The sequence below is a fragment of the Butyricicoccus sp. AM05-1 genome, assembly GCF_003474415.1.
Classification (GTDB): domain Bacteria; phylum Bacillota; class Clostridia; order Oscillospirales; family Butyricicoccaceae; genus Agathobaculum; species Agathobaculum butyriciproducens.
Genome location: NZ_QUDG01000007.1, coordinates 127,876 through 148,935 on the forward strand (window position 1 = coordinate 127,876; position 21,060 = coordinate 148,935).

The following is a 21,060-nucleotide window of genomic DNA, read 5'->3' on the forward strand; positions in this document are numbered from 1 at the left end:
AAGGAGGATGCACGATGCCGTTTATGACCATTCCCGAAGCCGCAGTGCTGTGGCACATTCCCACCGCCGAGCTGCGCGAGCTCTGCGAAAAGCACGAGGTACTCGGCGCGGTGCGCGTGCATCAGCGCTGGTTCATCCCGGAGGATGCGGCGTGTCCGCCGGACACGGTTCCCGTATCCTGAATATCCCGCACCGCCTGAACAGGAGGTCTTTCCATGGCACAAACCGACTTGCATATACACAGCAGCCTGACCGCAGGCGGTGAGCTCTCGCCGCGTGCACTGGCCGAACGCTGCTGTGAGGAACGGCTGACGCTGGCGGCTTTGACCGACCGGCGGGCGGTCAGCGGTGTGCCGGAATGTATCTGGCGCGGCGCACAGCTCGGTGTGCGCATTGTGCCCGGCATTGAACTCGACTGCCGCTGGCGGGAACGGGATTTCCTCACGCTCGGCATCGGCATTGACATCACCTGTCCGGCGCTGCTCGAGATTGAGCGGACGCGGAACGATTCGGTGCAGTCGTTTGCAGCCGAGCAGGCGATTCACACGATTCACGAAGCAGGCGGACTGGCCGTGCTCGTGCCGCCGAATGAGATGGACGACACCTTTCCGGTGGCGGCATTCGACGGCATTGCAGCATACGGCAGTCACAGCCGAGAAGATACCGCGCGGTATCACACACTGGCACGCAGACACGGTTTGATCGTCACCGGCGGCAGCGGATTTCTCAGCGAGGACAAGCCGCCGTATCGACCGGGTGCAGTGGATTTTTATGGACACGAACCGCAGGTTGCAGCGGCGTTTCTCGCCGCAATCCACCATTTGAATGAAGAAAAAAGGAGTTTTCATCATGACAGCATTTGAGTACACCATTACGGATTCCATTGGCATTCATGCACGTCCGGCAGGCCTGCTGGCGAAGGAGGCCGCGAAGTTCAAGAGCAAGGTTTTCCTGCATTTCGGCGATAAAAAAGCGGATGCACGCCGTCTGATCGCCATCATGGGCATGGGCATCAAGCACGGCAACACCGTTTGCGTGGAAGTGGAAGGCGAGGACGAAGCGGAAGCGGCAGCGCAGATTGAGGCATTTTTCAAGGCGAACCTGTAAGGAGTGAGCGAGATGGAGCAGATTTTCGGCAAAGGCGTATCCAAAGGCGTAGCGGCAGGCCCGATCAGCTTTTACCGCAGAGCAAGCGGCGTCATTCCGCGCCATGAGGTGAGCGACACCGCGGCAGAGCTGGAGCGATTCCGCACAGCGCGGGAGACGGCAAAGGAGCAGCTCGCAAAGCTGTATGACAAGGCACTCGCCGAAGTCGGTGAGGACGCGGCAATGCTGTTCGAGGCGCACCAGATGATGCTGGACGATCTGGATTTCGTGGAGAGCATCGAGGGTATGATTGAGAACGACCGTGTAAACGCCGAGGCCGCCGTCAGCGACACCGGTGCACAGTTCGCGGAAATGTTTGCTGCGATGGACGACAGCTACATGCAGGCGCGTGCAGCGGATATCCGCGATATTTCCGCGCGGGTGATCGGTATTCTGACCGGCGAAGGCGAAAGCGGCATCGTGTCCGATGTGCCGTGTATCGTGGCGGCAGATGATCTTGCGCCGAGCGAGACCGTGCAGCTGGATAAGGCTCTTATTCTGGGATTCATCACGGCAGGCGGCTCGGCGAACTCACACACGGCGATTCTGGCCCGCACGATGGGCATTCCGGCCATTATCGGTGCAGGAGATGCGCTGCAGCTGGAAATGGAGGGCAAGTACGCCATCATTGACGGCCAGACCGGCGAGGCGGTCGTGGAACCGGATGACGCCGAGCGCGAGCGTCTGCTCAAAAAGCAGGCCAAGGAGAAGGCGCTGAAAGAACTGCTCGATCAACTCAAGGGCAAGCCGAATGTGACCAAGGACGGCCGGAATGTGATGGTCTACTGCAATATCGGCTCTCCGGCAGATATTGATGCGGTTCTGCAGAATGACGGCGGCGGCATCGGCCTGTTCCGCTCGGAATTTCTGTACCTGCAGGGCAGCGACTATCCGACCGAGGACGAGCAGTTCAAGGCTTATAAGACGGTCGCGGAGCGCATGGGCGGCAAACGTGTTATCATCCGCACGCTGGACATCGGCGCGGACAAGCAGGCGGACTATTTCCACCTCGACAAAGAGGAAAACCCGGCGATGGGTCTGCGCGCCATCCGCATCTGCCTGACCCGTCCGGAGGTGTTCCGCACACAGCTGCGGGCGCTGTACCGCGCATCGGCTTACGGCAAAATCGCGATTATGTTCCCGATGATCACCTCGGTCTGGGAGGTGCAGGAGATCAAGCGTATCTGCCGCAACATCCGTGCGGAACTCGCGGAAGAAGGTGTACCGATGGCGGACAAGGTCGAGCTCGGCATTATGATCGAGACACCGGCCGCCGTCATGATGAGCGCAGAGCTGGCGCGTGAGGTGGACTTTTTCTCGGTCGGCACGAACGATCTGACGCAGTACACGCTGGCGGTTGACCGGCAGGGTGTGGGTCTCGACCGTTTTTTTGACGCGCACCATCCGGCGGTGCTGCGTATGCTCCGCATGGCAGCCGAGAACGCGCACAAGGCCGGAATCTGGATCGGCATTTGCGGCGAACTCGGCGCAGACGCGGAGTTGACCGAAACCTTCCTGTCGATGGGTATCGACGAGCTTTCGGTTTCGCCGTCGGCGGTGCTGCCGCTGCGGTCGGCGATTCGCTCGATTGATACGACAACACTGGCTCCGCTGGAATTGTAAAAAAGGATAAAAGCAGTGATGCGCTTCATTTTTGAAGGCAGCATCACTGCTTTTTTATTCCAAATGCCAGCGCACGAGATACGTCGCCGTATACTCACCCTGATAACCGGACCGCGCCCGCTGAAAGCTCATTTGCAGCTGTGAGTTAGAGGTTTGCGTTTCAGATACGATCGGCTCTGCACCGGTGGTGAGGAAAATATCGAGCGAGATATGGGTTTTGCTCTCGTCCGAGTCCACGATGATATGGTCAACGAGCGCCTTGGACATCTCGCGCGAGAATCCGCAGCTCATCTGCCACCGTTCCTCGATGATGCGGCGCAGATTTTCCACCCGTCGGATACGTTCTTCCAGTTTCTTGTCTGCGTTCTGTAGTTCTGTTCGCTGCTGCTCGAGGGCGGCAAGCTGCTCGTTGCAGGTCTCATTGCGCTGCTTGAACTCGTCGTTGGAGAGCGCACCCGCAAGCGCGAGGTCGAGCAGCTTGTCCTTGCGGCGGGTGACCGTTTCGATTTCCTGCTCGACTTGAGCAAGCGCAGGCGCGTTGTCCTGCCGGGCGGCAAAGGCGCGGAGATTGTCGATGTACTCCTGCACGGCGGCTGAGCGCTCGTCCGTCACCTGCTCGAACACGCGCTCCAAAATGCGGTCCAGCTCGTGGCTGTAAACCGTCGGGGAATTGCAGCCGCCGGTTTTGCCCTTTTCACGGTACAGCCTGCAGTTCCAGCACTCCATTTCGCCGCGGCTTTTGCTTTTATACACATGCCTGTGGAAAGTTGTGCCGTGCCTAGCACAGATCAGCTTGCCGCTGTAGGCGTAGCGATTCTGGGATGCCTGCGCGTGCGCCTTCATGGTCTTGCCGCGTGAGGCAAGCAGACGGTTAGCCTGCTCCCACAGTGCTTCGGGCACGATGGCAGGCACACGGTCGTCCTCATGCACGAGCCATTTGTCTGCACTCAGGCGGTAGCTGCGCTTGTCGCGGTAGTCGCGCGAGGCGTACCGCCGACCGGCATAGCAGCCCTTGTATTTTGGGTTGCGTATCATGCCGTACAGCGTGGAGTAGGTGAGCGGCTTGCCCTGCCGTCCGCGTACACCGCGGCTGTCCAGGTCGTTGGCAATGGCGCGGAGACCGAGGTCTCCGGCAGCGTAGCGCTCGAACACCTCACGGACGACGGCGGCTTCCGGCTCGACAATCTCCAATCGCCCGTCAACCTTGTTGTACCCGAACAGATTGTTCTGACCGAGCAGCACGCTGTTCTCCTGTGCACGCTTAAAGCCGAAGCGCGTGCGCTCGGACAGCTTGCGCACCTCGTCCTGTGCGATGGAGGACATGATGGTGAGCCGCAGTTCGGCATCCTTGTCAAAGGTGTTGATGTTGTCGTTTTGAAAGTACACGCCCACGCCGCAGCGCAGCAGCTCGCGCGTGTAGCGCAGGCTGTCGAGTGTATTTCTGGCGAAACGGCTGATCTCCTTGGTGACGATGAGGTCAAAGCGGCCGCGTTTCGCGTCCTCGATCATCTTGAGAAACTGCTCACGTCCCTCGACAGACGTGCCGCTGATGCCCTCATCGACGTAGCCGCCAGCAAACCTCCAGTGCGGATTTGCGGCGATATAGTCCTCAAAATAGCGTTTCTGGTTGCCGAGACTGTTGATCTGCTCGTCTTTGTCGGTCGAAACGCGGGCGTAGTACGCCACGGCAAGCTCGGTATCGAAGATGCTGCGGCCCTGCGCCTGCATTTCGTCCAGTCTGCGGACGTCCATCGGGCGGCCTCCTTACGGCGTGCTGTGCAGCCGGGTCAGCTTGTCCGTCTGCACATGGCGGACAAAGTCGTGCTCGTCGCGGGTGATGCAGCCGCTCTTCAGCATTTCGTCGTTGAGCGCAAGAATCTGGTAGATCTGTGCACACTGAAAGTTGTTGGTCATGGAAATTCCTCCTTCTGGTAGTTAGGATTGCCGTGATGCGGGCGGTTTAACCATAAATATGCATAAATAATATATCAATACAAGGCGCGATGGATAAACGTCTCGAAAGTATTTCATGACACTGTTTTTCACCTTGTTCGGCTTATGCAGAACCGTTTTCGGCGCGGACTGTGTGACTGTGCACGCACTTGACTTTTTCACATAGATATGGTTATGATATGCAGCAATCGAGCAAAGGTGCTTCACAGTGCCTTTGCTCTTTTTATTTGTGCGTTTGCGGCGGTGCTCTGCATTCTGCTGGGCAGCAATCGCTACATGGCGGACTGCGTGCAGCAGGAGGCGCAGGCGAAGGACGAACTGGCGTCTCTCATTGCGCTGGGGCAGCAGCTTGCCGACGCATCCGACCTGCTGACAAATGAGGTCCGCGCGTATGCCGAAACCGAGGATATCACCCATTTGAACAACTACTGGACCGAGGTTCTTGCCACCAGACAGCGAGACGCGGTAATTCAGACACTGGAAAACGATCAGCTGCCGGATGAAGAAGCCGCGCTTCTGGCGCAGGCCAAGCGCTGCTCGGATCTGCTCATCGACACCGAGACCCGTTCCATGCACCTGATTCTCGCCGCGGCAGGGCAAAATGCAGATGATTTTCCGGACGGGCCGCTGCACAGCTACGTCACCCGTGTGACGGAAACACCGCTTTCCGGTGCAGATACAGCGCTCTCTGCCGCGCAAAAGCGCGAAACCGCCCGTCAAATCCTGTACGATGCGGCGTATGAGCGGGCCAAGTATGAAATTATGTCGCCCATCGAGCAGTTCCGGCAGCAGACCTCAGATCGTTTAGAAAACGAAGTCGCACGCGCAACCGTCGGACGCCACACCGCCTCCGAGGTGCAGATTTTCTGCCTGCTGTGCTCACTGGTGCTGATTGCAGCGGTGCTGTGGCTGCTGATGCGGCTGTATATCGTGCCGCTGCGCCGGTACACGGATGCGCTCTCCAGTGCGGCAGCAGACCGGATGCGGGTGCGCGTTATGCCGTGTGGCGCGAGCGAACCGTACCGGTTCGGACAGATGTTCAATCGCCTGCGGGCGACACTGGAACGCGAACTGGAAAACCGCCGGACAGCAGAGGAGCAGATGCGGCAGGCGCGTGATGAAGCGGACAGTGCCAATCGGGCAAAAAGTGAATTTCTCGCGCAGATGAGCCATGAACTGCGTACACCGCTCGGCGCGGTGACCGGGTATCTGTATCTGCTTGAGCGTACGCCGCTGAACGCCCAGCAGAAGCGGTACTGCAGCAGCATGTACACCTCCTCCGAGGCGCTGATGGAGCTGATCAATCAGATTTTGGACTTTTCCAAGATCGAAGCAGGCGCGCTGACGTTTGAGGCGGTCGTGTTCGACCCGACGGCACTGCTGCACGCCGCGCGGCGCATTGTGGAAACGGCAAGCAGGGGCACGCACAAGCTGACACTTGAGAGCAGGGAAGGCCTCGGTTCGACATTCCGGTTTGCAATGGATCTTGCATTGGCAGAGCCGGTTCTTGAGTCGGAATGCGAACGCTTACCCGAGATGGACGAGGAAAAGACGGTGCTGCTCGTGGATGACAGCGAGATCAACCTTGTGATGGAGTGCGAGCTGCTGCGCAGCTTCGGCCTGCAGGTGGACACGGCGGCAAGTGCAGGAGACGCGCTGCGGCTGGCGGAGCAGCGCGTGTACGATCTGGTGCTGTTGGACATTCGCATGCCGGATATGGACGGCTACGAGCTGGCAAAACGTCTGCGGCGGTTGGAAACCTATCGCGCCGTGCCGCTGCTGGCGCTGACCGCTGATGCGGTGGGAGGTATCCGCGAGCGGGCACTGGATGCCGGTATGAACGACTGCATTACCAAGCCGGTGCGGCCGGACGGGCTGTATCAGGTTTTGCGGCGGTATTATGTGCCATCCGCTGATCGCCGGTCTGTTCTACGCATTCTGGTCTCAGAATCCGATCATCATCGGTGCGGTTGTCATTGCATACTTCGTACTGTACTTCCTGTTCAAGAAGAACAAGGAACGTTTCGTTGGCTATCTGGAGAACGCTGCTGCTGCTTACTCGGCATACTAAGCGATTGCTTCTAAACTGAAAACAGCCGGCTGCTGCTGCAAACAAATGCAGCGCAACCGGCTGTTGTTTTATTCCGAAGAGGAGGAAAAGATGAAGGAACTGACACAAAAGCCGCAGAATATCGTACTGGTCGGTGATGCTTTTGTTTCGCCGGACACGATGGAGCAGGCGGTGCAGCAAAGCACACTCTGCTGCGGCAGGATCACCAAGCTGATGTGGGGCGGCTCCGACAAGCAGGAATTCACCTCGCGGCAGCTCAAACTCGAGCGGAACGGTCCGGAAGCCGTACCGTATGCGGAGGGTCTGGACGAGGTGATCGGCGAGGCAGAGGTTCTGCTCGTGCATTTCAATCCGGTGCCGCGTGCGCTGATAGAGAAAGCGCCTAACCTCAAGGTCATCCTGACCTGCCGCGGCGGCATGGAGCACATTGACCTTGCAGCTGCAAGTGAGCGCAATATTCCGGTGCTCAACGTTATCCGCAATGCAGAGCCGGTCGCGGACTTTGCCCTCGGCATGATGCTTGATCTGACGCGCGATATCGCGCTATCGCACCGCAAAATGCGCGAAGGTGTATGGATGAAGAGCTTTTACAACTCGGACCATTTGATGACGCTTTCCAGCCACACGGTGGCGCTGGCCGGTATCGGCAACGTCGGCAGCGCGCTGGCGCGCCGTCTGCTGGCACTCGGCGTGCCGGTGATCGCGTATGACGCATACACCAGTCCGGAAAAGCTGGAAAAGGCCGGTCTCGGTGCAATCAAGCTGGTCGATTCACTTGAAACCCTGTTTGAACAGGGCGATATTGTATCGCTGCACCTGCGGCTGACACCGGATACCGAGCATATGATCGGTATGCAGTATTTTTCCCGCATGAAAAAAACGGCGTACTTTATCAACACCGCGCGCGGCGGTCTGGTCGATCAGCCGGCACTGGTCGAGGCGCTGCAGCAGGGCTGCATGGCAGGCGCGGCACTGGATGTGTACGACAGCGAGCCGCTCGCCGTGGACGATCCGCTGCTGCAGATGGACAACGTGCTGCTCACGCCGCACATTGCGGGCACCACGGTAGACGCGATCCCGCGGGCGCCGTTTTTGCTCATGCGTGAGGTTGATCGGTTTCTGGCTGACGGAGTGACCGATCGGGTGGTAAATCATGTGTCCATCACACTGGAGTAAGGAGGAAACGCAATGCTTTTGCAGGAAGAAAGAGAGAAAATCGTTGTATACGGACAGGAAATGCTCAAGCGCGGTCTGACCGCAGGCACCTTCGGCAACCTGAGCATTTACAACGAAAAGGAGAACCTGTTTGCCATCAGTCCGAGCGGTATGGACTATTTTAAGACCGACGCAAGCGATGTGGTCGTTATGACGCTCGACGGCGAAAAGGCGGACGGCGACCGCAAGCCATCTTCCGAGGTGGACATGCACCGTATTTTCTACCAGAAGCGCCCGGGCATCAAGTCGGTCGTGCACACGCATCCGCGCTACGCTACTACGCTGGCGTGTCTCGGCTGGAGCATTCCGCCGCTGCACTATCTGGTGGCGTATTCGGGCAGAGAGGTGCCGTGCATTCCGTATGTGCCGTTCGGCACTTATGAACTGGCACAGGCGGCGCTGGACGGCATGGGCGATAATTACGCCTGCATTCTCGGAAATCACGGTCTGCTGTGCGTCGGCGGCAATATCAGCTACACGCTGGATGTGTCCGAGCAGATCGAATTCTGCGCACAGCTCTATTATAATTGTAAGGCAGCCGGTCAGGAGCCGAAGCTGTTGAATGACGAGCAGATCAACTCGGTGCTGGAGGCATTCCAGACCTACCGACAGAAATAAATTTTGCAGGAGGGGACCATTATGGAGGAAAAATGCGTATACTGCGGCGGTGATCTGCCGGAAAAGCCGACTAAGGTAAAGGTGCGCACGCGCTCGTTCGATGTGTGCTGCGCGGATTGTGCGGCAAAGACCGAACAGTATATCAAGCTGGATAAGCGATTCAAGACCGCACTGTATCTTCTGGTCTTTCTGGGCGGCATCGGATTTGTTATCAGTGCATTTTTCGGCGGTGACAGTTCGCTGCGCATGATCGGTGCGTATGCCGGTCAGCTTGTTGCGGGACTGGCGTTTATCGCGTTTCCGTATCCGGTCGCCTCGTTTGAGAGCTTTCACGCGATGAGCATCCGCGGTGTAACGCGGCTGACGCGCAGTATCGGCCTTGTGCTGAGCGTGTCGGCAGTTGTGCTGATGGTGCTCACGCTGCGGTAAAGACAAGTGCGATCGGTCTGGCGAAAGTCAGATCTTTCCATAACCCCAAAGGGCGCTCGAAGGAGCGCCCTTTGGGGTTTTGCAGGATTGTCTGATGTGATGGAAAGCAAAAGGACGGAAGGGTCCAAGTACCTTCCGTCCTTTTGTGGAGAAAATTATATTTGTATTCTGTTTGGAGACTTGAATATAAATAAGAGAGAATAAATTGAATGTGGAATTTGATCTGCGATTCGGGAAAATTAACCGAGGAACGGACGGGTGGTTTCCGCGCCCATGCGGATCACATCCTCAGCAGGCATTCTCCAGTATTCCGGACGGAACAGTTCGAGGCACGCAGGGCCGTCGTAGCCGACTGCCTGTACCGCATCAGCAACCTCCTGCACCGGAATGGCACCCAGACCGGGCATCAGACGGTGGCAGTGGTCGAGGATGCCGAGCGGCAGGTCCTCGCAGTCGTTGATGTGGAACACGAACAGCTTCCCCTTGGGAATTTTGCGGATGAAATCAACGTCCGCGCACTTGTCGTGCAGGTAAACATTGATGCAGTCCACGGTCAGGCCAACACTGTCGCGGTTGACGGCGTTTACGATCTCGAGCGCCTGACGAACGCTGTTGACGCACCATTTCTTGTCACCGATCGGCTCGAAGGACAGCTTGACGCCGTACGGCTCAGCAATGTCAGCGAGTTCGTTCAGCACCTTCACCGAGTCGTCGAAGATCTCCTTCTCGTTCTTGGTGCAGATCTCGTTGGTAACAGTCGGCACAACAATAATGTACGGATTGCCGATCTGCTGAGCCACCTTGCAGCCGAAGGTGAACAGCTCTACAAGCTTTTCCCACTCCTCCGGCGTGCAGAAGTTGATGTTTTCAATGGAGTTGAATGCAAACGGCTTGATATGGCTCTTTGCAAAAAACGCCTTGAGATCGTCTGTGGTGTGGGTCTTGAGGTAGTCCTGCAGCATATCGAGACGCAGCTCGATATAGTCATAGCCGTACTTTTCACACAGCAGCAGGTCGTTTTCAACTGTGGAATTTTCCTTGCAGGTTGCTTCGTTATATCCGAGTTTCAGCATAAGACAGTCTCCTTTACATTTCACCGCGTGCTTCACGCTCGGTGAGTTCCTTCATAATAGTGGGGTAAATCTTATCCAGCTTGTAGAACAGCAGGACGATAATGGCAACGATCCAGACCAGAATCGGACCGAACTTAAAGATAGAGGAAATCATTTGCTGGGCGGAAGTCGGCTGCATAGCACCGCCGGTAACCGAGCTGAGGAAGCCTGCGCCCTCGAGCATGGCAGTCATAACCGCACTGGTGATACCGGTGCCGATCTTAAAGCCGAGCGAACCGCCGCCGAAGATCAGGCTTTCCTGACGCAGATGGCTCTTCCACTGACCGTACTCTACAACGTCGCCCATCATGCCGAATACCAGAGAGGTCAGCGGAGCCTGACCGAGCGAGCGGATGATGGTCATTACCAGAATCCACCGGAAGCTCATCGGGTTTACCATAATGAGTGCATGGGCGATAACAACTACGATACAGCCGGCGAGCGACAGGTTGCGCTTGTTGAATTTCTGCAGCAGTATTGGACACAGCAGCGCGCCAACGATCAGTGCGACGATCTCGGAGGTGTAAATGACGCTGTAATACCATTCATCGTTGCCGAGAACATATTTGCAGTAATACGGCAGATCGGTGCCGATGATGGTGGTATGTACGCAGGTGACAGTCCACAGAATGAGCGTTGCCCAGAAATACGGGTTGCCCAGCAGGGCTTTCAGCGCACGGGAAGTGGGAACCTTGGGCTGCTCCTGCTGCGCGGCCTCGAAATTGACGGTTTCCTTGCAGCGGACAAAGCAGATGACAAGCAGAACAAGTGCGATGGCGCACCAGATGCTCATGGTCTTGATCCAGGCGGCCTGATCGTTGCCGAACAGCTTGACGACCGGCATGGTGAAGGTTACGGCAATGATCTTGCCAATCGGAGACAGTGACATACGCACAACGGACAGCAGGTCGCGCTCGTGCGAGGAGCGGGTCATCATGGTGGACAGGGTGCCGTAGGGCACGTTGATTGCGGTGTAGCATACGGTGGTGCACAGGTTATAAGTAACAAAAATGTACCAGAATTGAACGGTCGTGCTGCTGCTGTGCGGCACACAGAACATCGCAACCGCGCACAGAACATACGGTACGCTCATCCACAAGATCCACGGACGGGCCTTGCCCCATTTGGATTTGGTCTTGCTTACGATGATGCCCATGATAACGTCGGACGAGCCATCAAAAATACGCGAGATCAGCATGACCAGACCGACGGTAACGACCGGAATACCGCAGTAATCCGTATAGAACAGGGTGAGCAGCGCGGTGATCATACCGAACACAATGTTGCAGGCGGTATCGCCTAAACCATAGGAGATACGGGTTCCCCAGCCAAGGGAGGCAGTGTTGTTCTTTTCACTCATAAGGAGCAACCCCTCTTTCTTTTCTCAAAAAACGGAAGCCGCCGCCGAGTGCGGCGGCTTGCCGAATAACTCTTTTTCTTCTCTTTTCCTGTGATATGCGGGGATAAATTACTCGATTTCGCTCAGCTTGACCGGACGGCCTTCCTTCATGGACAGGTTTGCTGCCATTGCGATCTTGACCGGCTGCAGACCGTCAAAGCCGGTAACCAGCGTGTCGGTGTCGTTCAGAACGGCATCGGTGAACGCCTTTGCCTCTGCGATGAATGCGTTGTTGTAGCGCTCGAGGAAGAACCAGGTCGGCTTTGCAACCTCGACGCCTGCGGCGGAGGAGATCATGGCGGTGTTGTTCAGATCGTTTGCAACCTGCACGCAGCCCTGGTCGCAGTGAACCTCGGTGCGCTGGTCGTAGCCATAGTGAGCGGCACGGGAGTTGTCGATCACGCCGAGTGCGCCGTTCTCAAACTTCAGCATGACGATTGCGGTATCCACGTCGCCGTACTCCTCGTAGCCTGCACCGGAGAGCGCTGCACCGTAAGCGGTAACCTCGGTAACCTCGCTGCCTGCCAGATAGCGGACCATGTCGAAATCATGGATGGTCATATCCATGAAGATGCCGCCGGAAACCTTGATATAGCTCATCGGCTGGTGATCGGGATCACGGGAGGTGACCTTGATGAGATTAGGCTTGCCCAGCTTGCCGGAAGCGACCGTATCGCGGACGGCCTTGTGGTTGTGGTCAAAGCGACGCACGAAGCCGACCTGCAGCTTAACGCCTGCCTTCTTTACTGCAGCGAGTGCTTCCTCGATCTTTGCCAGCTTGGTGTCGATCGGCTTCTCGCAGAAGATGTGCTTGCCGGTCTGCGCAGCGCGCATGATGAAGTCTGCATGCGTTGCGGTGGAGGAGCAGATGAACACGGCCTCGATGGTCGGATCGCCAAAGATCATCTCGGGATCATCGTAGCACTTCTCGATACCCATGTCCGCTGCCCATGCACAGGTCGCATCGTTCATGAACGGATCAGCCACTGCGTAGAGGTCTGCGTTCGGCACTGCATGTGCCAGATTTTCGCCGTGAAGCTTGCCGATTCTGCCTGCACCCAGCAGACCGATTCTTACCTTGTTTGCCATTTTTTCTTGCACTCCTTTTTTACTCTGAAACCTGAATTGACGCGTTTGCTCAAAAAGCAGTATGTTAGAAGTTTTTTTCTGTGCTTCTATGATATAATAATTGCACACAGAGAAGAACAACGTTGAAATATCGAATATAATAACGATATAAACTGCTGTTTTTGAATCATTTGCGCTTTTCTTGTGATTATTATACAAACAAAGTCCGTGAGAGCGTTATCGTGTTCTTGTGGAAAAAACAGCAGGATTTTCCGAGGGTAAGAAAGAAAATCGAGGGAAGGCTTTCGTAATCTTGCGATTCTTGGGAGGGAGCATACATGGGAAACAAGCCTTGTAAACTGAGCGGAACATTCTTCAACTGCATTTCGATCGATCGCAATTACAACAACCAGCAGTCTATACTTCCGCATATGCACGACAACCGTCTGGAGCTGTTCTATGTGTGCAGCGGACAAGGACAGTACATGGTGGATAACCGGTATTATCCGATTGGAGAGGGCGACATTGTTATCTGTAATCAGGGTGTGCTGCACGGCGAGGAACCTGATCAGGTGCGGCAGATCCGGTCGTACAGCGTAGCAATTACCGATGTCAATGTAGAAGGTCTGCCGCCCAACTGCCTGATCGCGGAAGGGGAGTGTCCGGTCGTCTCGTGCGGACAGCTTGCCAGGCAGGTAGGCGAGACCATGCACCTGCTGTATCTGCTCAGCGCCGATGCGGGAAACCTGCATGCCGTGTGCTGCAGTCTGGCAGAGGCAATGCTGAATCTGACCGATTCCCTGCTCCGCAGTCGTATCCACCAGCAGGAGCAGCAGCGTGAAATGCCGTCTGTACTGGCGCACCGCGTGCGGCGCTATCTGGATGCACACCACTGTGAGCCGATCACGCTGCGTATGGTGGCGGAGCGACTGCGCGTGAGCGAGTATTATCTGGCGCATGTGTTTAAGCAGGAGTTCGGCGTGCCGCCTATGCAGTATGTGATGAAGCGCCGGATTGGTGAGGCGCAGGGTTTTCTGATGAATACCGGCATCCCGATCGCCGAGATTGCGGACACACTCGGCTTCAGCAGTATCTGTCACTTCAACACCATGTTTAAGAAGTACACCGGCACACCGCCCGGTAAGTTCCGGCAGTCGTTCAAGCAGAGCATCACGCACAGCGAAAAAGGAAAAAGTGAAGAAGAGGAATAGTAAAACGGAAAACACCGTGCAGAGCAGTAACGCTTGGCACGGTGTTTTTCTATCTTACTTACAAATAGAAGAATGGCGCAGCCGAGAGAGAGCGGCTGCGCCGGTGAAATGGGGATGTGTGTGAAATTAGAGAGTGTGTGTGATGATCGTTTGCCGGAGCATAATTATCTTATTTATACAGCACGGTCTGCGTAAAGACCATGTTTGCAAGGATAACTACTACAGAAAAATGGTGAATAACATATTTATTCCTCCGTTATCCGTTCTTTCGCCGTTTGCGTTCGGCTTTCCTTTGATGATTCTATTGTAGTCCCTTGGACGCGGTTTTTCTTCTAACTTCTTGTATTTCATAGAGTTGAGCAAGAATCTATAATTTGACCGGCACAGACGGTCAGCATACGCGGAAAACGGCAGCAACAACCTATAAAAAGTGGTGAAAATGCAGCCTGTGAGTGAAAAATAAAGGCGGGAGAAAGATTGCGTATTTTTATAAAATATTGAGATATATGCTTTTTTGCTTGTTGTTTAGGACGGAAAATGCGAAATTCTGTAATGACAGTATGCCGCGTTTTCCGCACGATAGCGAGATATTAAAAAAACAGGTGCAAAACGCAGGCCGCAGGCGGGAGCGGCAGACACGGAAAACAATGCGGTAGGAGAGAGAAAAGTTCTGGATTCTATAATAAAATGTGAAAATATTCGTATGTAGCGTAAAAATATAAGAAAAAAGGCGATTTCTCAAGATGTTAGAAGAAAAGCAACCCCTCAAATGCTAAACTTAAATCATCAAAAGAGAACACCGCCGGGAGCGAAAAGAAAGAGCCTCGGCAGGGAAAAAGAGTAAAGCATTTGAGGAGGAAAACACAATGAGCAAAACCAGAATGACAGTCGGTCAGGCAATCGTAAAGTTCCTGAATCAGCAGTACATCGAGATGGACGGCAAAGAGGAACCCTTCGTAGACGGTATGTTCACGATCTTCGGTCACGGTATGGTAGTCGGTCTCGGTCAGGCGCTGGAAGAGGATCCGGGCCACCTGAGAGTTTACCAGGGCCGCAACGAGCAGGGCATGGCACACGCCGCCATCAGCTACGCAAAGCAGCACAACCGCCGCAAGATCATCGCGTGCACCTCGTCCATCGGCGTTGGCGCAGCAAACATGGTAACCGCAGCACTGACCGCTACCATCAATAACATCCCGCTGCTGCTGTTCCCGTCCGATTACTTTGCAACCCGTCAGCCGGATCCGGTTCTCCAGCAGCTTGAGGTTCCGAACGACCTGTCCATGTCCGCTTCGGACTGCTTCAAGCCGGTTGCCAAGTACTGGGACCGCATTTCTCGTCCGGAGCAGCTGATGAGCGCGATGGTCAACGCAATGCGCGTCCTGACCGACACCGCAAACTGCGGCACCGCTGTTATCTCGCTTCCGCAGGATGTACAGGGTGAGAGCTTCGACTTCCCGGATTACTTCTTCCAGAAGCGCGTACATCACGTTGCACGCCGCGTAGCGGATGACTACGATATCGAGAAGGCAGTTGAGATGATCAAGGCTTCCAAGAAGCCGATGTTCATTGCAGGCGGCGGCGTTCGTTACTCCGAGGCCGGTCAGACCGCAATGGACTTCTGCAAGGCGTTCAACATTCCGGTTTCTCAGACACAGGCCGGCCACTCCTGCCTGCCGGATTCGTTTGAACTGGCTGTCGGCGGCATCGGCGTAACCGGCGGTCTGGCGGCGAACGCACTCTGCAAGGACTGCGACCTCGTTATCGGTGTCGGCACTCGTTTCAACGACTTCGTAACCGGCTCCAAGTGGGTGCTGTTCCGCAATCCGGATATTAAGGTTCTGGCAATCAATACTTCCGAGTTCCACGCGGAAAAGCTGGACGCGACCCGCTGCATCGGTGACGCAAAGGTAACGCTCGAGGCTATCATGGAAAAACTCAAGGCAGACGGCTATAAGTCCGGCTACACCACCGAAATTCAGGATATCCGCAAGGTTTGGGAAGAGGAGCGTCTGCGTGTTCTGGGCGTTCAGTACAAGGGCGAAGGCTTTGGTGAAGGCAAGTTTGTGCCGTGCGTTCCCAGCTGGACCGAGAAGATCATGAACGATTTCGTTTCCCAGATCGGCGGCACCATCACTGAGTCCAACGCGGTCGGCATTCTCCGCGAGGAGGCAGACGACGACGCAATCGTGGTTGCAGCAGCAGGCTCGCTGCCGGCAGACCTCGAGCGTCTGTGGGTCACCGACGCACCGAACTCCTACAACATGGAATACGGCGCATCCTGCATGGGCTATGAGATCGCAGGTGCATTCGGCGCCAAGCTGGCTGAGCCGGATAAGGAAGTATACGCACTCGTTGGCGATGGCTCGTTTATGATGCTCAACTCCGAGATTCCGACCGCAATGCAGGAGAACGCGAAGATCACCGTTGTTGTATTCGACAACTGCGCGTTCGGCTGCATCAACAACCTGCAGATGGGCAACGGCGTTGGCTCTCTGGCGACCGAAATGCGTCACCGCAACGAGACCACCGGCAAGCTGGACGGCGATTACTGCTACACCGACTTCGGCAAGATCGGTGAAGGCTTCGGCATGAAGGCGTTCTACGCCAAGACCCCGGACGAATTCCGCAAGGCCGTTCAGGACGCCAAGAAGGAAAGTGTTTCCTGCATCATCGACGCAAAGGTTCTGCCCAAGACCATGGCTGAGGGCTACGAGTCCTGGTGGCACATCGGCGTAGCGTCCACCTCCAAGTCTGACGAGGTAAAGGCTGCACGCAAGCGCATCGACGATCACCTTGCAGAAGCACGCATGTACTAATTAAACGCAGATTCAATATGAGCCGCCCGTTTTCGGACGAGCGGCTTCGCTTATATAATAAGGTATCGAGCAAAGAAAAGAGGAGCAAGAATTATGAAATATACGCACAAGGCCCCCTTCGATAAGGGCTACAACGGCATGGTCTCCGCAGTCGAGAACCCGGAAATGATGGGCATGGAGTTCGGTGTTGTCAAGATGGCAGCGGGCGACGTGATGCACTTCGATTACGCGCAGGAGGTCGTTTACGACCTGATGAGCGGCAGCGTGACCTTCGAGTGGAACGGCAAGTCCGAGACCGTTACCCGCCGTGACGTGTTCCACGAGGGTGCGATCCTGCTGCACGTTCCGCAGAACACCCAAGTGACAATTTCTGCCGTAAGCGACGTGGAAATCGCCGTTTCCCGCACGGAAAATAAGCGTGATTTCGCAGCTCGTCTGCTGCGTCCGGAGGACTGCCTGTGCGCGAATGAGGAGCGCGGTGCCGGTCAGATGAACGAGTGTTCGACCCGTCTGGTACGCACCTTCTTTGACCGCTCCAACTGCCCGGAGACTAACTTTTTCATCGGCGAAGTGGTGCATTTCCCCGGAAAGTGGTCCTCTTATCCGCCGCATCAGCACGTTGAACCGGAGCTGTACTACTACAAGTTCCTGCCGGAAAACGGCTATGGTCTGGCAGAATATGGCGACGATGCCTTTAAGGTAAAGAACAACGACCTGACCGGCATGCCGGAAAACGTGACCCATTCTCAGGCTGCGGCTCCCGGCTACGCGGAGTATTACCTGTGGTGCATCCGCCTGCAGGACGACAAGAACATCGTGACGACCGTTGTGCCCGAGTATGAGTGGGTAACTAAGGCCGACGCGAAGTATTTTCCGGATATTTAAGGCGGTGAAATAACATGAAAGCCTTCAAAATCGTACCTTCTATTGCAGAATACGTCGATTTTCGCACGCTGGCGAAGGAATTAAGCCTCGGCGCGAAAGACCTGATTCTGACAAATGAATATATTTACAATCCGACAATCGCGGCGCTGAACCTCGGCTGCCACACCTGTTTTCAGGAAAAGTTCGGCGGCGGTGAGCCGACCGACGTCATGGTTGACGCCATCCTCGACGACCTGCGCGGCAAGGAGTTTGACCGCATTATCGCGGTCGGCGGTGGCACAGTAATCGACATCGCAAAGGTGCTGACCGTTGCCAAGTCCACCGACCGTGTGGACGATCTGTACGACCGCATGGCAAACCTCGAGAAGGAGCATGAGCTGATCATCGTGCCGACTACCTGTGGCACCGGCTCTGAGGTTACCAACATTTCCATCATCAACCGTACGACTAAGGGCGTCAAGGTTGGTCTGGTGTCTCCGGCGATGTTTGCGGACGAAGCGGCGCTCGTGCCGGGCATGCTGCTCAGCCTGCCGTATCCGGTTTTTGCAACTTCTTCCATTGACGCTATGGTCCACGCGGTCGAAAGCTACCTTTCTCCGAACGCCTGCGCACTGAGCGAGCTGTTCTCCGAAAAGGCGCTGCACCTGATCCTGTCCTGCTGGAAGGATGCGGTAGCAAGCGGCGGCAAGGATGCGTGGAAGAAGCATGCACTTGAGTTCCTGCGCGCCTCCAACTATGCAGGCATCGCGTTTGGTCACGCGGGCTGTGCGGCTGTTCACGCGATGGCGTATCCGCTCGGCGGCGTGCACCACATTCCGCACGGTCAGGCAAATCAGCTGATGTTCGCGGACGTAATGCGCAGGTATCAGGAAAAGAAGCCCATCGGCAAGTTGAATCAGCTGGAAGAACTTCTGAGCGCAGAACTGGATGTTGAACCGGTATTTGCACTCGAAAATCTGTACGAATTGATGGACGAGGTACTGAAAAAGGATCCCCTGCACGAACACGGGGTAACTGCTGATGAATTGCCGGTCTTTGCAAAGAATGTCATCGAAACCCAGCAGCGCCTGCTCGGCAACAACTATGTGGAGCTGACCGAGGACGACCTGCTCGACATCTACCGCAAGGCATTTTGAGCGCGGGAGGGACGAGAAATGGATTGGAGAGCATACTATAAAGAGCACACGATGACGCCTGAGCAGGCGGTTGGTGTGATCCATGACGGCGACCGCGTTGTGTTCGGTCACGCGGTTGGCGAACCCATTGTATTCCAGCGCACGATGGCGCGAATGGCAGAGCAGTTCCATAACGTGGAAGTTGCACACATGGTATACCTTGGCTCGGGCGAGTATCTGCAGCCGGGCATGGAAAGTCATTTCCGCCACAACGCGTTGTTTGTCGGCGGTCCGGCCCGCAAGCCGATCGCGGAAAACCGTGCAGACTACACTCCGGCGTTTTTCTCGGACGTGCCGCGTATGTTCCGCGACAACACGCTGCCGGTTGATGTTTTTGCGTTTACCTGCTCGCCTCCGGACGAGCGCGGCTATGTGTCGCTCGGTCTGTCCTGCGACTACGGCGCACAGGCGGTCAAATCCGCGAAAACGGTCATTGCCGAGGTCAACCCGAACATGCCGCGCACCTATGGCGAGAGCTTCGTTCATGTATCCGAGATTGACGGCTTCCTGTGCTCGTGGGAGCCGCTGCCGGAGTCCGCGCCGCCGAAAATCGGTGAGGAAGACCGTGCAATCGGCAAATATATCGCTGAACTCGTGCGTGATGGTGACTGCCTGCAGCTGGGCATCGGTGCGGTGCCGGATGCGGTCTGCTCGTTCCTCGGCGACAAGCACGACCTTGGTCTGCATACCGAGATGATTTCGGACGGCGTGCTGCCGCTGCTTGAAAATGGAAACATCAACGGTAAGCGCAAGCAGCGCGACGTCGGCAAGGTGAGCGTAACCTTCCTGATGGGCACGCGCAAGCTGTATGATTTTGTGGATAATAACCCAATTATCAACATGCTTCCGGTGGATGTCTGCAACAATCCGGCGGTTATCGCGGAGAACGACAACGTGGTTTCCATTAACTCGTGCGTTGAGGTTGATCTGCAGGGTCAGGTCTGCGCCGAGGCAATCGGTCTGCGCCAGATTTCCGGTATTGGCGGCCAGATGGACTTTGTGCGCGGCGCAAACTTGTCCAAGGGCGGTCGCTCCATCATTGCACTGCACTCAACCACCAAGGACGAGTCTGCGTCTAAGATTGTTACAACCATTACCACCGGCGGTCCGGTTACTACCAGCCGCTGCGATGTCAATTACATTGTCACCGAGTACGGCGTGGCGCAGCTTCGCGGTCAAACGCTCCGCGAGCGCGCAAAGCGTCTGATTGCCATTGCGCATCCAAAATTCCGAGAAGAACTTGCCGAGGAATTCGAGAAGCGCTTCGGTGAAAAACTCAAGGTGTAACCAATTAAAATGCAACATACAGCAGGAGGTCATAACGATGAAAAAGACATTCTCGCGTTTTCAAATCATCTATATTCATGTGATTTTGCTGCTGCTGATCGTGCTCTCCGGCTGCTGTGTTTACCTCACACATCTGCTCATGGGCGTATAAATTCTGTGGATATGCGCCGAGAAACCGAACTTTTCCATTACAAAGACTATTCCCTTCATGTCTCCTCAAATATGTTATAAAAATCGGTGAATCGGCGCTTTTTCCTATTGAAAAGAAAGAAAAAGGACAAGGAAGATGATATCATGATGACAAAAGACCAGTACATCGAATCCCTGCGAAAGCTGCACCTCAATCTGTACAGCTTCGGCAAGAAGGTCGAGAACGTAGTGGACAACCCGATCGTTCGTCCGTCACTCAACTCGTTTGCGGCAACGTACGAGCTGGCAGAGGACCCGCAGTACGAAGATCTGATGACGGCAACGTCCAACCTGACCGGCAAAAAGGTAAACCGTTTTACCCATCTGCACCAGTCTACGGACGATCTCATTAAGAAGGTAAAGATGCAGCGTCTGCTCGGTCAGAAGACCGCAGCGTGCTTCCAGCGCTGTGTCGGCATGGACGCAGCAAATGCGGTTTATTCGACTACGTTCGAGACCGATGAAGCGTGCGGCACCAAGTACCACGAGAATTTTGTCAAGTTCTGGACCGATGTACAGAATAACGACTGGGGTGTTGACGGCGCCATGACCGACGTCAAGGGCGACCGCGGTCTGTCTCCGTCCAAGCAGGCGGATCCCGACCTGTTCCTGCACGTTGTCGAGCGCACCGCTGACGGCGTTTACGTTACCGGCGCGAAGGCGCACCAAACCGGCTATCTGAACAGCCACTACGTTCTCGTCATGCCGACCATTTCCATGCGTGAAGGCGACGAAGATTACGCGATTTCCTTCGCATGCCCGACCGATGCGGAAGGCATCACCCTGATTCTGGGCCGTCAGTCCTGCGACACTCGCAAGACCGAGGAATACAACGACATTGATGTCGGCAACAAGGTTTA

General features: G+C 55.7%; 19 protein-coding genes. 14 read left to right on the forward strand and 5 right to left on the reverse strand.

Annotation, left to right across the window (positions count from 1 at the left end):
* The first annotated feature begins 14 nt into the window (after positions 1–14).
* From DW088_RS10930 to ptsP, 4 genes are read left to right on the forward strand one after another with little or no spacing between them, the layout of a single operon-like run.
* Positions 15–182: a helix-turn-helix domain-containing protein gene (locus DW088_RS10930; protein WP_118360735.1), complete on the forward strand. Its 168-nt coding sequence runs from the start codon at positions 15–17 to the stop codon at positions 180–182.
* A 33-nt stretch (positions 183–215) separates the two neighbouring features.
* Positions 216–863, forward strand: a complete 648-nt coding sequence (locus DW088_RS10935; RefSeq protein WP_118360736.1) for a PHP domain-containing protein — start codon at positions 216–218, stop codon at positions 861–863.
* Positions 850–1,107 carry an HPr family phosphocarrier protein gene (locus DW088_RS10940; RefSeq protein WP_118360737.1) on the forward strand — a complete coding sequence of 86 codons (258 nt, stop codon included), beginning with the start codon at positions 850–852 and terminating at the stop codon, positions 1,105–1,107. Before DW088_RS10935 ends, DW088_RS10940 begins: the two co-directional genes overlap by 14 nt.
* 12 nt (positions 1,108–1,119) lie before the next feature.
* Entirely contained in the window at positions 1,120–2,769 is a 1,650-nt protein-coding gene (gene ptsP / locus DW088_RS10945) for a phosphoenolpyruvate--protein phosphotransferase (RefSeq protein ID WP_118360738.1), read from the forward strand.
* Positions 2,770–2,823: 54 nt separating this feature from the next.
* Here ptsP and DW088_RS10950 read toward each other — a convergent pair whose 3' ends face one another.
* Positions 2,824–4,521: a recombinase family protein gene (locus DW088_RS10950; RefSeq protein WP_118360739.1), complete on the reverse strand. Its 1,698-nt coding sequence runs from the start codon at positions 4,519–4,521 to the stop codon at positions 2,824–2,826.
* A gap of 12 nt (positions 4,522–4,533) precedes the next feature.
* Positions 4,534–4,683: a hypothetical protein gene (locus tag DW088_RS15905; protein ID WP_158574371.1), complete on the reverse strand. Its 150-nt coding sequence runs from the start codon at positions 4,681–4,683 to the stop codon at positions 4,534–4,536.
* 282 nt (positions 4,684–4,965) lie between these two features.
* Between DW088_RS15905 and DW088_RS10955 the strand changes: the two genes are divergently transcribed.
* The 4 genes from DW088_RS10955 to DW088_RS10970 all read left to right on the forward strand — a co-directional run bounded on the left by DW088_RS10955 (position 4,966) and on the right by DW088_RS10970 (position 9,055).
* Positions 4,966–6,807 carry a response regulator gene (locus DW088_RS10955; protein WP_158574674.1) on the forward strand — a complete coding sequence of 614 codons (1,842 nt, stop codon included), beginning with the start codon at positions 4,966–4,968 and terminating at the stop codon, positions 6,805–6,807.
* Positions 6,808–6,883: 76 nt separating this feature from the next.
* Complete coding sequence (locus DW088_RS10960) at positions 6,884–7,969, forward strand: 2-hydroxyacid dehydrogenase (RefSeq protein ID WP_118360757.1); 1,086 nt, start codon at positions 6,884–6,886, stop codon at positions 7,967–7,969.
* Between the two features lie 12 nt (positions 7,970–7,981).
* Positions 7,982–8,626 carry an L-fuculose-phosphate aldolase gene (locus tag DW088_RS10965; RefSeq protein ID WP_118360741.1) on the forward strand — a complete coding sequence of 215 codons (645 nt, stop codon included), beginning with the start codon at positions 7,982–7,984 and terminating at the stop codon, positions 8,624–8,626.
* Between the two features lie 21 nt (positions 8,627–8,647).
* The gene (locus DW088_RS10970) at positions 8,648–9,055 is read left to right on the forward strand and encodes a TRASH domain-containing protein (protein WP_118360742.1); all 408 of its coding nucleotides are present in this window, start codon (positions 8,648–8,650) and stop codon (positions 9,053–9,055) included.
* 239 nt (positions 9,056–9,294) lie between these two features.
* On the opposite strand, the gene DW088_RS10975 is transcribed toward DW088_RS10970, so the two are convergent.
* The 3 genes from DW088_RS10975 to iolG form a co-directional block, all read right to left on the reverse strand.
* A complete protein-coding gene (locus tag DW088_RS10975; protein ID WP_243029887.1) occupies positions 9,295–10,128 on the reverse strand; it encodes a sugar phosphate isomerase/epimerase family protein in 834 nt (277 codons plus the stop codon).
* Positions 10,129–10,141: 13 nt separating this feature from the next.
* The gene (locus DW088_RS10980) at positions 10,142–11,527 is read right to left on the reverse strand and encodes an MFS transporter (protein ID WP_118360743.1); all 1,386 of its coding nucleotides are present in this window, start codon (positions 11,525–11,527) and stop codon (positions 10,142–10,144) included.
* 108 nt (positions 11,528–11,635) lie between these two features.
* Positions 11,636–12,655 carry an inositol 2-dehydrogenase gene (gene iolG, locus DW088_RS10985; RefSeq protein WP_118360744.1) on the reverse strand — a complete coding sequence of 340 codons (1,020 nt, stop codon included), beginning with the start codon at positions 12,653–12,655 and terminating at the stop codon, positions 11,636–11,638.
* A 317-nt stretch (positions 12,656–12,972) separates the two neighbouring features.
* Here iolG and DW088_RS10990 point away from each other — a divergent pair, with 317 nt between their 5' ends.
* The 6 genes from DW088_RS10990 to DW088_RS11015 all read left to right on the forward strand — a co-directional run.
* The gene (locus tag DW088_RS10990) at positions 12,973–13,845 is read left to right on the forward strand and encodes an AraC family transcriptional regulator (protein ID WP_118360745.1); all 873 of its coding nucleotides are present in this window, start codon (positions 12,973–12,975) and stop codon (positions 13,843–13,845) included.
* Positions 13,846–14,711: 866 nt separating this feature from the next.
* The gene (gene iolD, locus DW088_RS10995) at positions 14,712–16,664 is read left to right on the forward strand and encodes a 3D-(3,5/4)-trihydroxycyclohexane-1,2-dione acylhydrolase (decyclizing) (RefSeq protein WP_118360746.1); all 1,953 of its coding nucleotides are present in this window, start codon (positions 14,712–14,714) and stop codon (positions 16,662–16,664) included.
* Positions 16,665–16,757: 93 nt separating this feature from the next.
* The gene (locus tag DW088_RS11000) at positions 16,758–17,549 is read left to right on the forward strand and encodes a 5-deoxy-glucuronate isomerase (protein ID WP_118360747.1); all 792 of its coding nucleotides are present in this window, start codon (positions 16,758–16,760) and stop codon (positions 17,547–17,549) included.
* Between the two features lie 14 nt (positions 17,550–17,563).
* Positions 17,564–18,685, forward strand: coding sequence for a 4-hydroxybutyrate dehydrogenase (locus DW088_RS11005; protein WP_118360748.1), 1,122 nt, complete (start codon positions 17,564–17,566; stop codon positions 18,683–18,685).
* Positions 18,686–18,703: 18 nt separating this feature from the next.
* Positions 18,704–20,011 (forward strand): acetyl-CoA hydrolase/transferase family protein, encoded by a 1,308-nt coding sequence (locus DW088_RS11010; RefSeq protein ID WP_118360749.1) that lies wholly within the window; start codon positions 18,704–18,706, stop codon positions 20,009–20,011.
* Positions 20,012–20,305: 294 nt separating this feature from the next.
* On the forward strand, positions 20,306–21,060 hold a 755-nt coding region (locus tag DW088_RS11015), incomplete at its 3' end, for a 4-hydroxyphenylacetate 3-hydroxylase N-terminal domain-containing protein (RefSeq protein WP_279217337.1).

Bases quoted from the DNA above. Each gene is read 5' to 3' on its own strand.
- iolG (WP_118360744.1), bottom strand. From the start codon at position 12,655: ATGGCAAACAAGGTAAGAATCGGTCTGCTGGGTGCAGGCAGAATCGGC.
- DW088_RS10990 (WP_118360745.1), top strand. From the start codon at position 12,973: ATGGGAAACAAGCCTTGTAAACTGAGCGGAACATTCTTCAACTGCATT.
- DW088_RS10930 (WP_118360735.1), top strand. From the start codon at position 15: ATGCCGTTTATGACCATTCCCGAAGCCGCAGTGCTGTGGCACATTCCC.
- DW088_RS10975 (WP_243029887.1), bottom strand. From the start codon at position 10,128: ATGCTGAAACTCGGATATAACGAAGCAACCTGCAAGGAAAATTCCACA.
- DW088_RS10935 (WP_118360736.1), top strand. From the start codon at position 216: ATGGCACAAACCGACTTGCATATACACAGCAGCCTGACCGCAGGCGGT.
- DW088_RS10940 (WP_118360737.1), top strand. From the start codon at position 850: ATGACAGCATTTGAGTACACCATTACGGATTCCATTGGCATTCATGCA.
- DW088_RS10980 (WP_118360743.1), bottom strand. From the start codon at position 11,527: ATGAGTGAAAAGAACAACACTGCCTCCCTTGGCTGGGGAACCCGTATC.
- DW088_RS10950 (WP_118360739.1), bottom strand. From the start codon at position 4,521: ATGGACGTCCGCAGACTGGACGAAATGCAGGCGCAGGGCCGCAGCATC.
- DW088_RS11000 (WP_118360747.1), top strand. From the start codon at position 16,758: ATGAAATATACGCACAAGGCCCCCTTCGATAAGGGCTACAACGGCATG.
- DW088_RS11005 (WP_118360748.1), top strand. From the start codon at position 17,564: ATGAAAGCCTTCAAAATCGTACCTTCTATTGCAGAATACGTCGATTTT.
- DW088_RS10970 (WP_118360742.1), top strand. From the start codon at position 8,648: ATGGAGGAAAAATGCGTATACTGCGGCGGTGATCTGCCGGAAAAGCCG.
- iolD (WP_118360746.1), top strand. From the start codon at position 14,712: ATGAGCAAAACCAGAATGACAGTCGGTCAGGCAATCGTAAAGTTCCTG.
- DW088_RS15905 (WP_158574371.1), bottom strand. From the start codon at position 4,683: ATGACCAACAACTTTCAGTGTGCACAGATCTACCAGATTCTTGCGCTC.
- DW088_RS11010 (WP_118360749.1), top strand. From the start codon at position 18,704: ATGGATTGGAGAGCATACTATAAAGAGCACACGATGACGCCTGAGCAG.
- DW088_RS10960 (WP_118360757.1), top strand. From the start codon at position 6,884: ATGAAGGAACTGACACAAAAGCCGCAGAATATCGTACTGGTCGGTGAT.
- DW088_RS10965 (WP_118360741.1), top strand. From the start codon at position 7,982: ATGCTTTTGCAGGAAGAAAGAGAGAAAATCGTTGTATACGGACAGGAA.
- ptsP (WP_118360738.1), top strand. From the start codon at position 1,120: ATGGAGCAGATTTTCGGCAAAGGCGTATCCAAAGGCGTAGCGGCAGGC.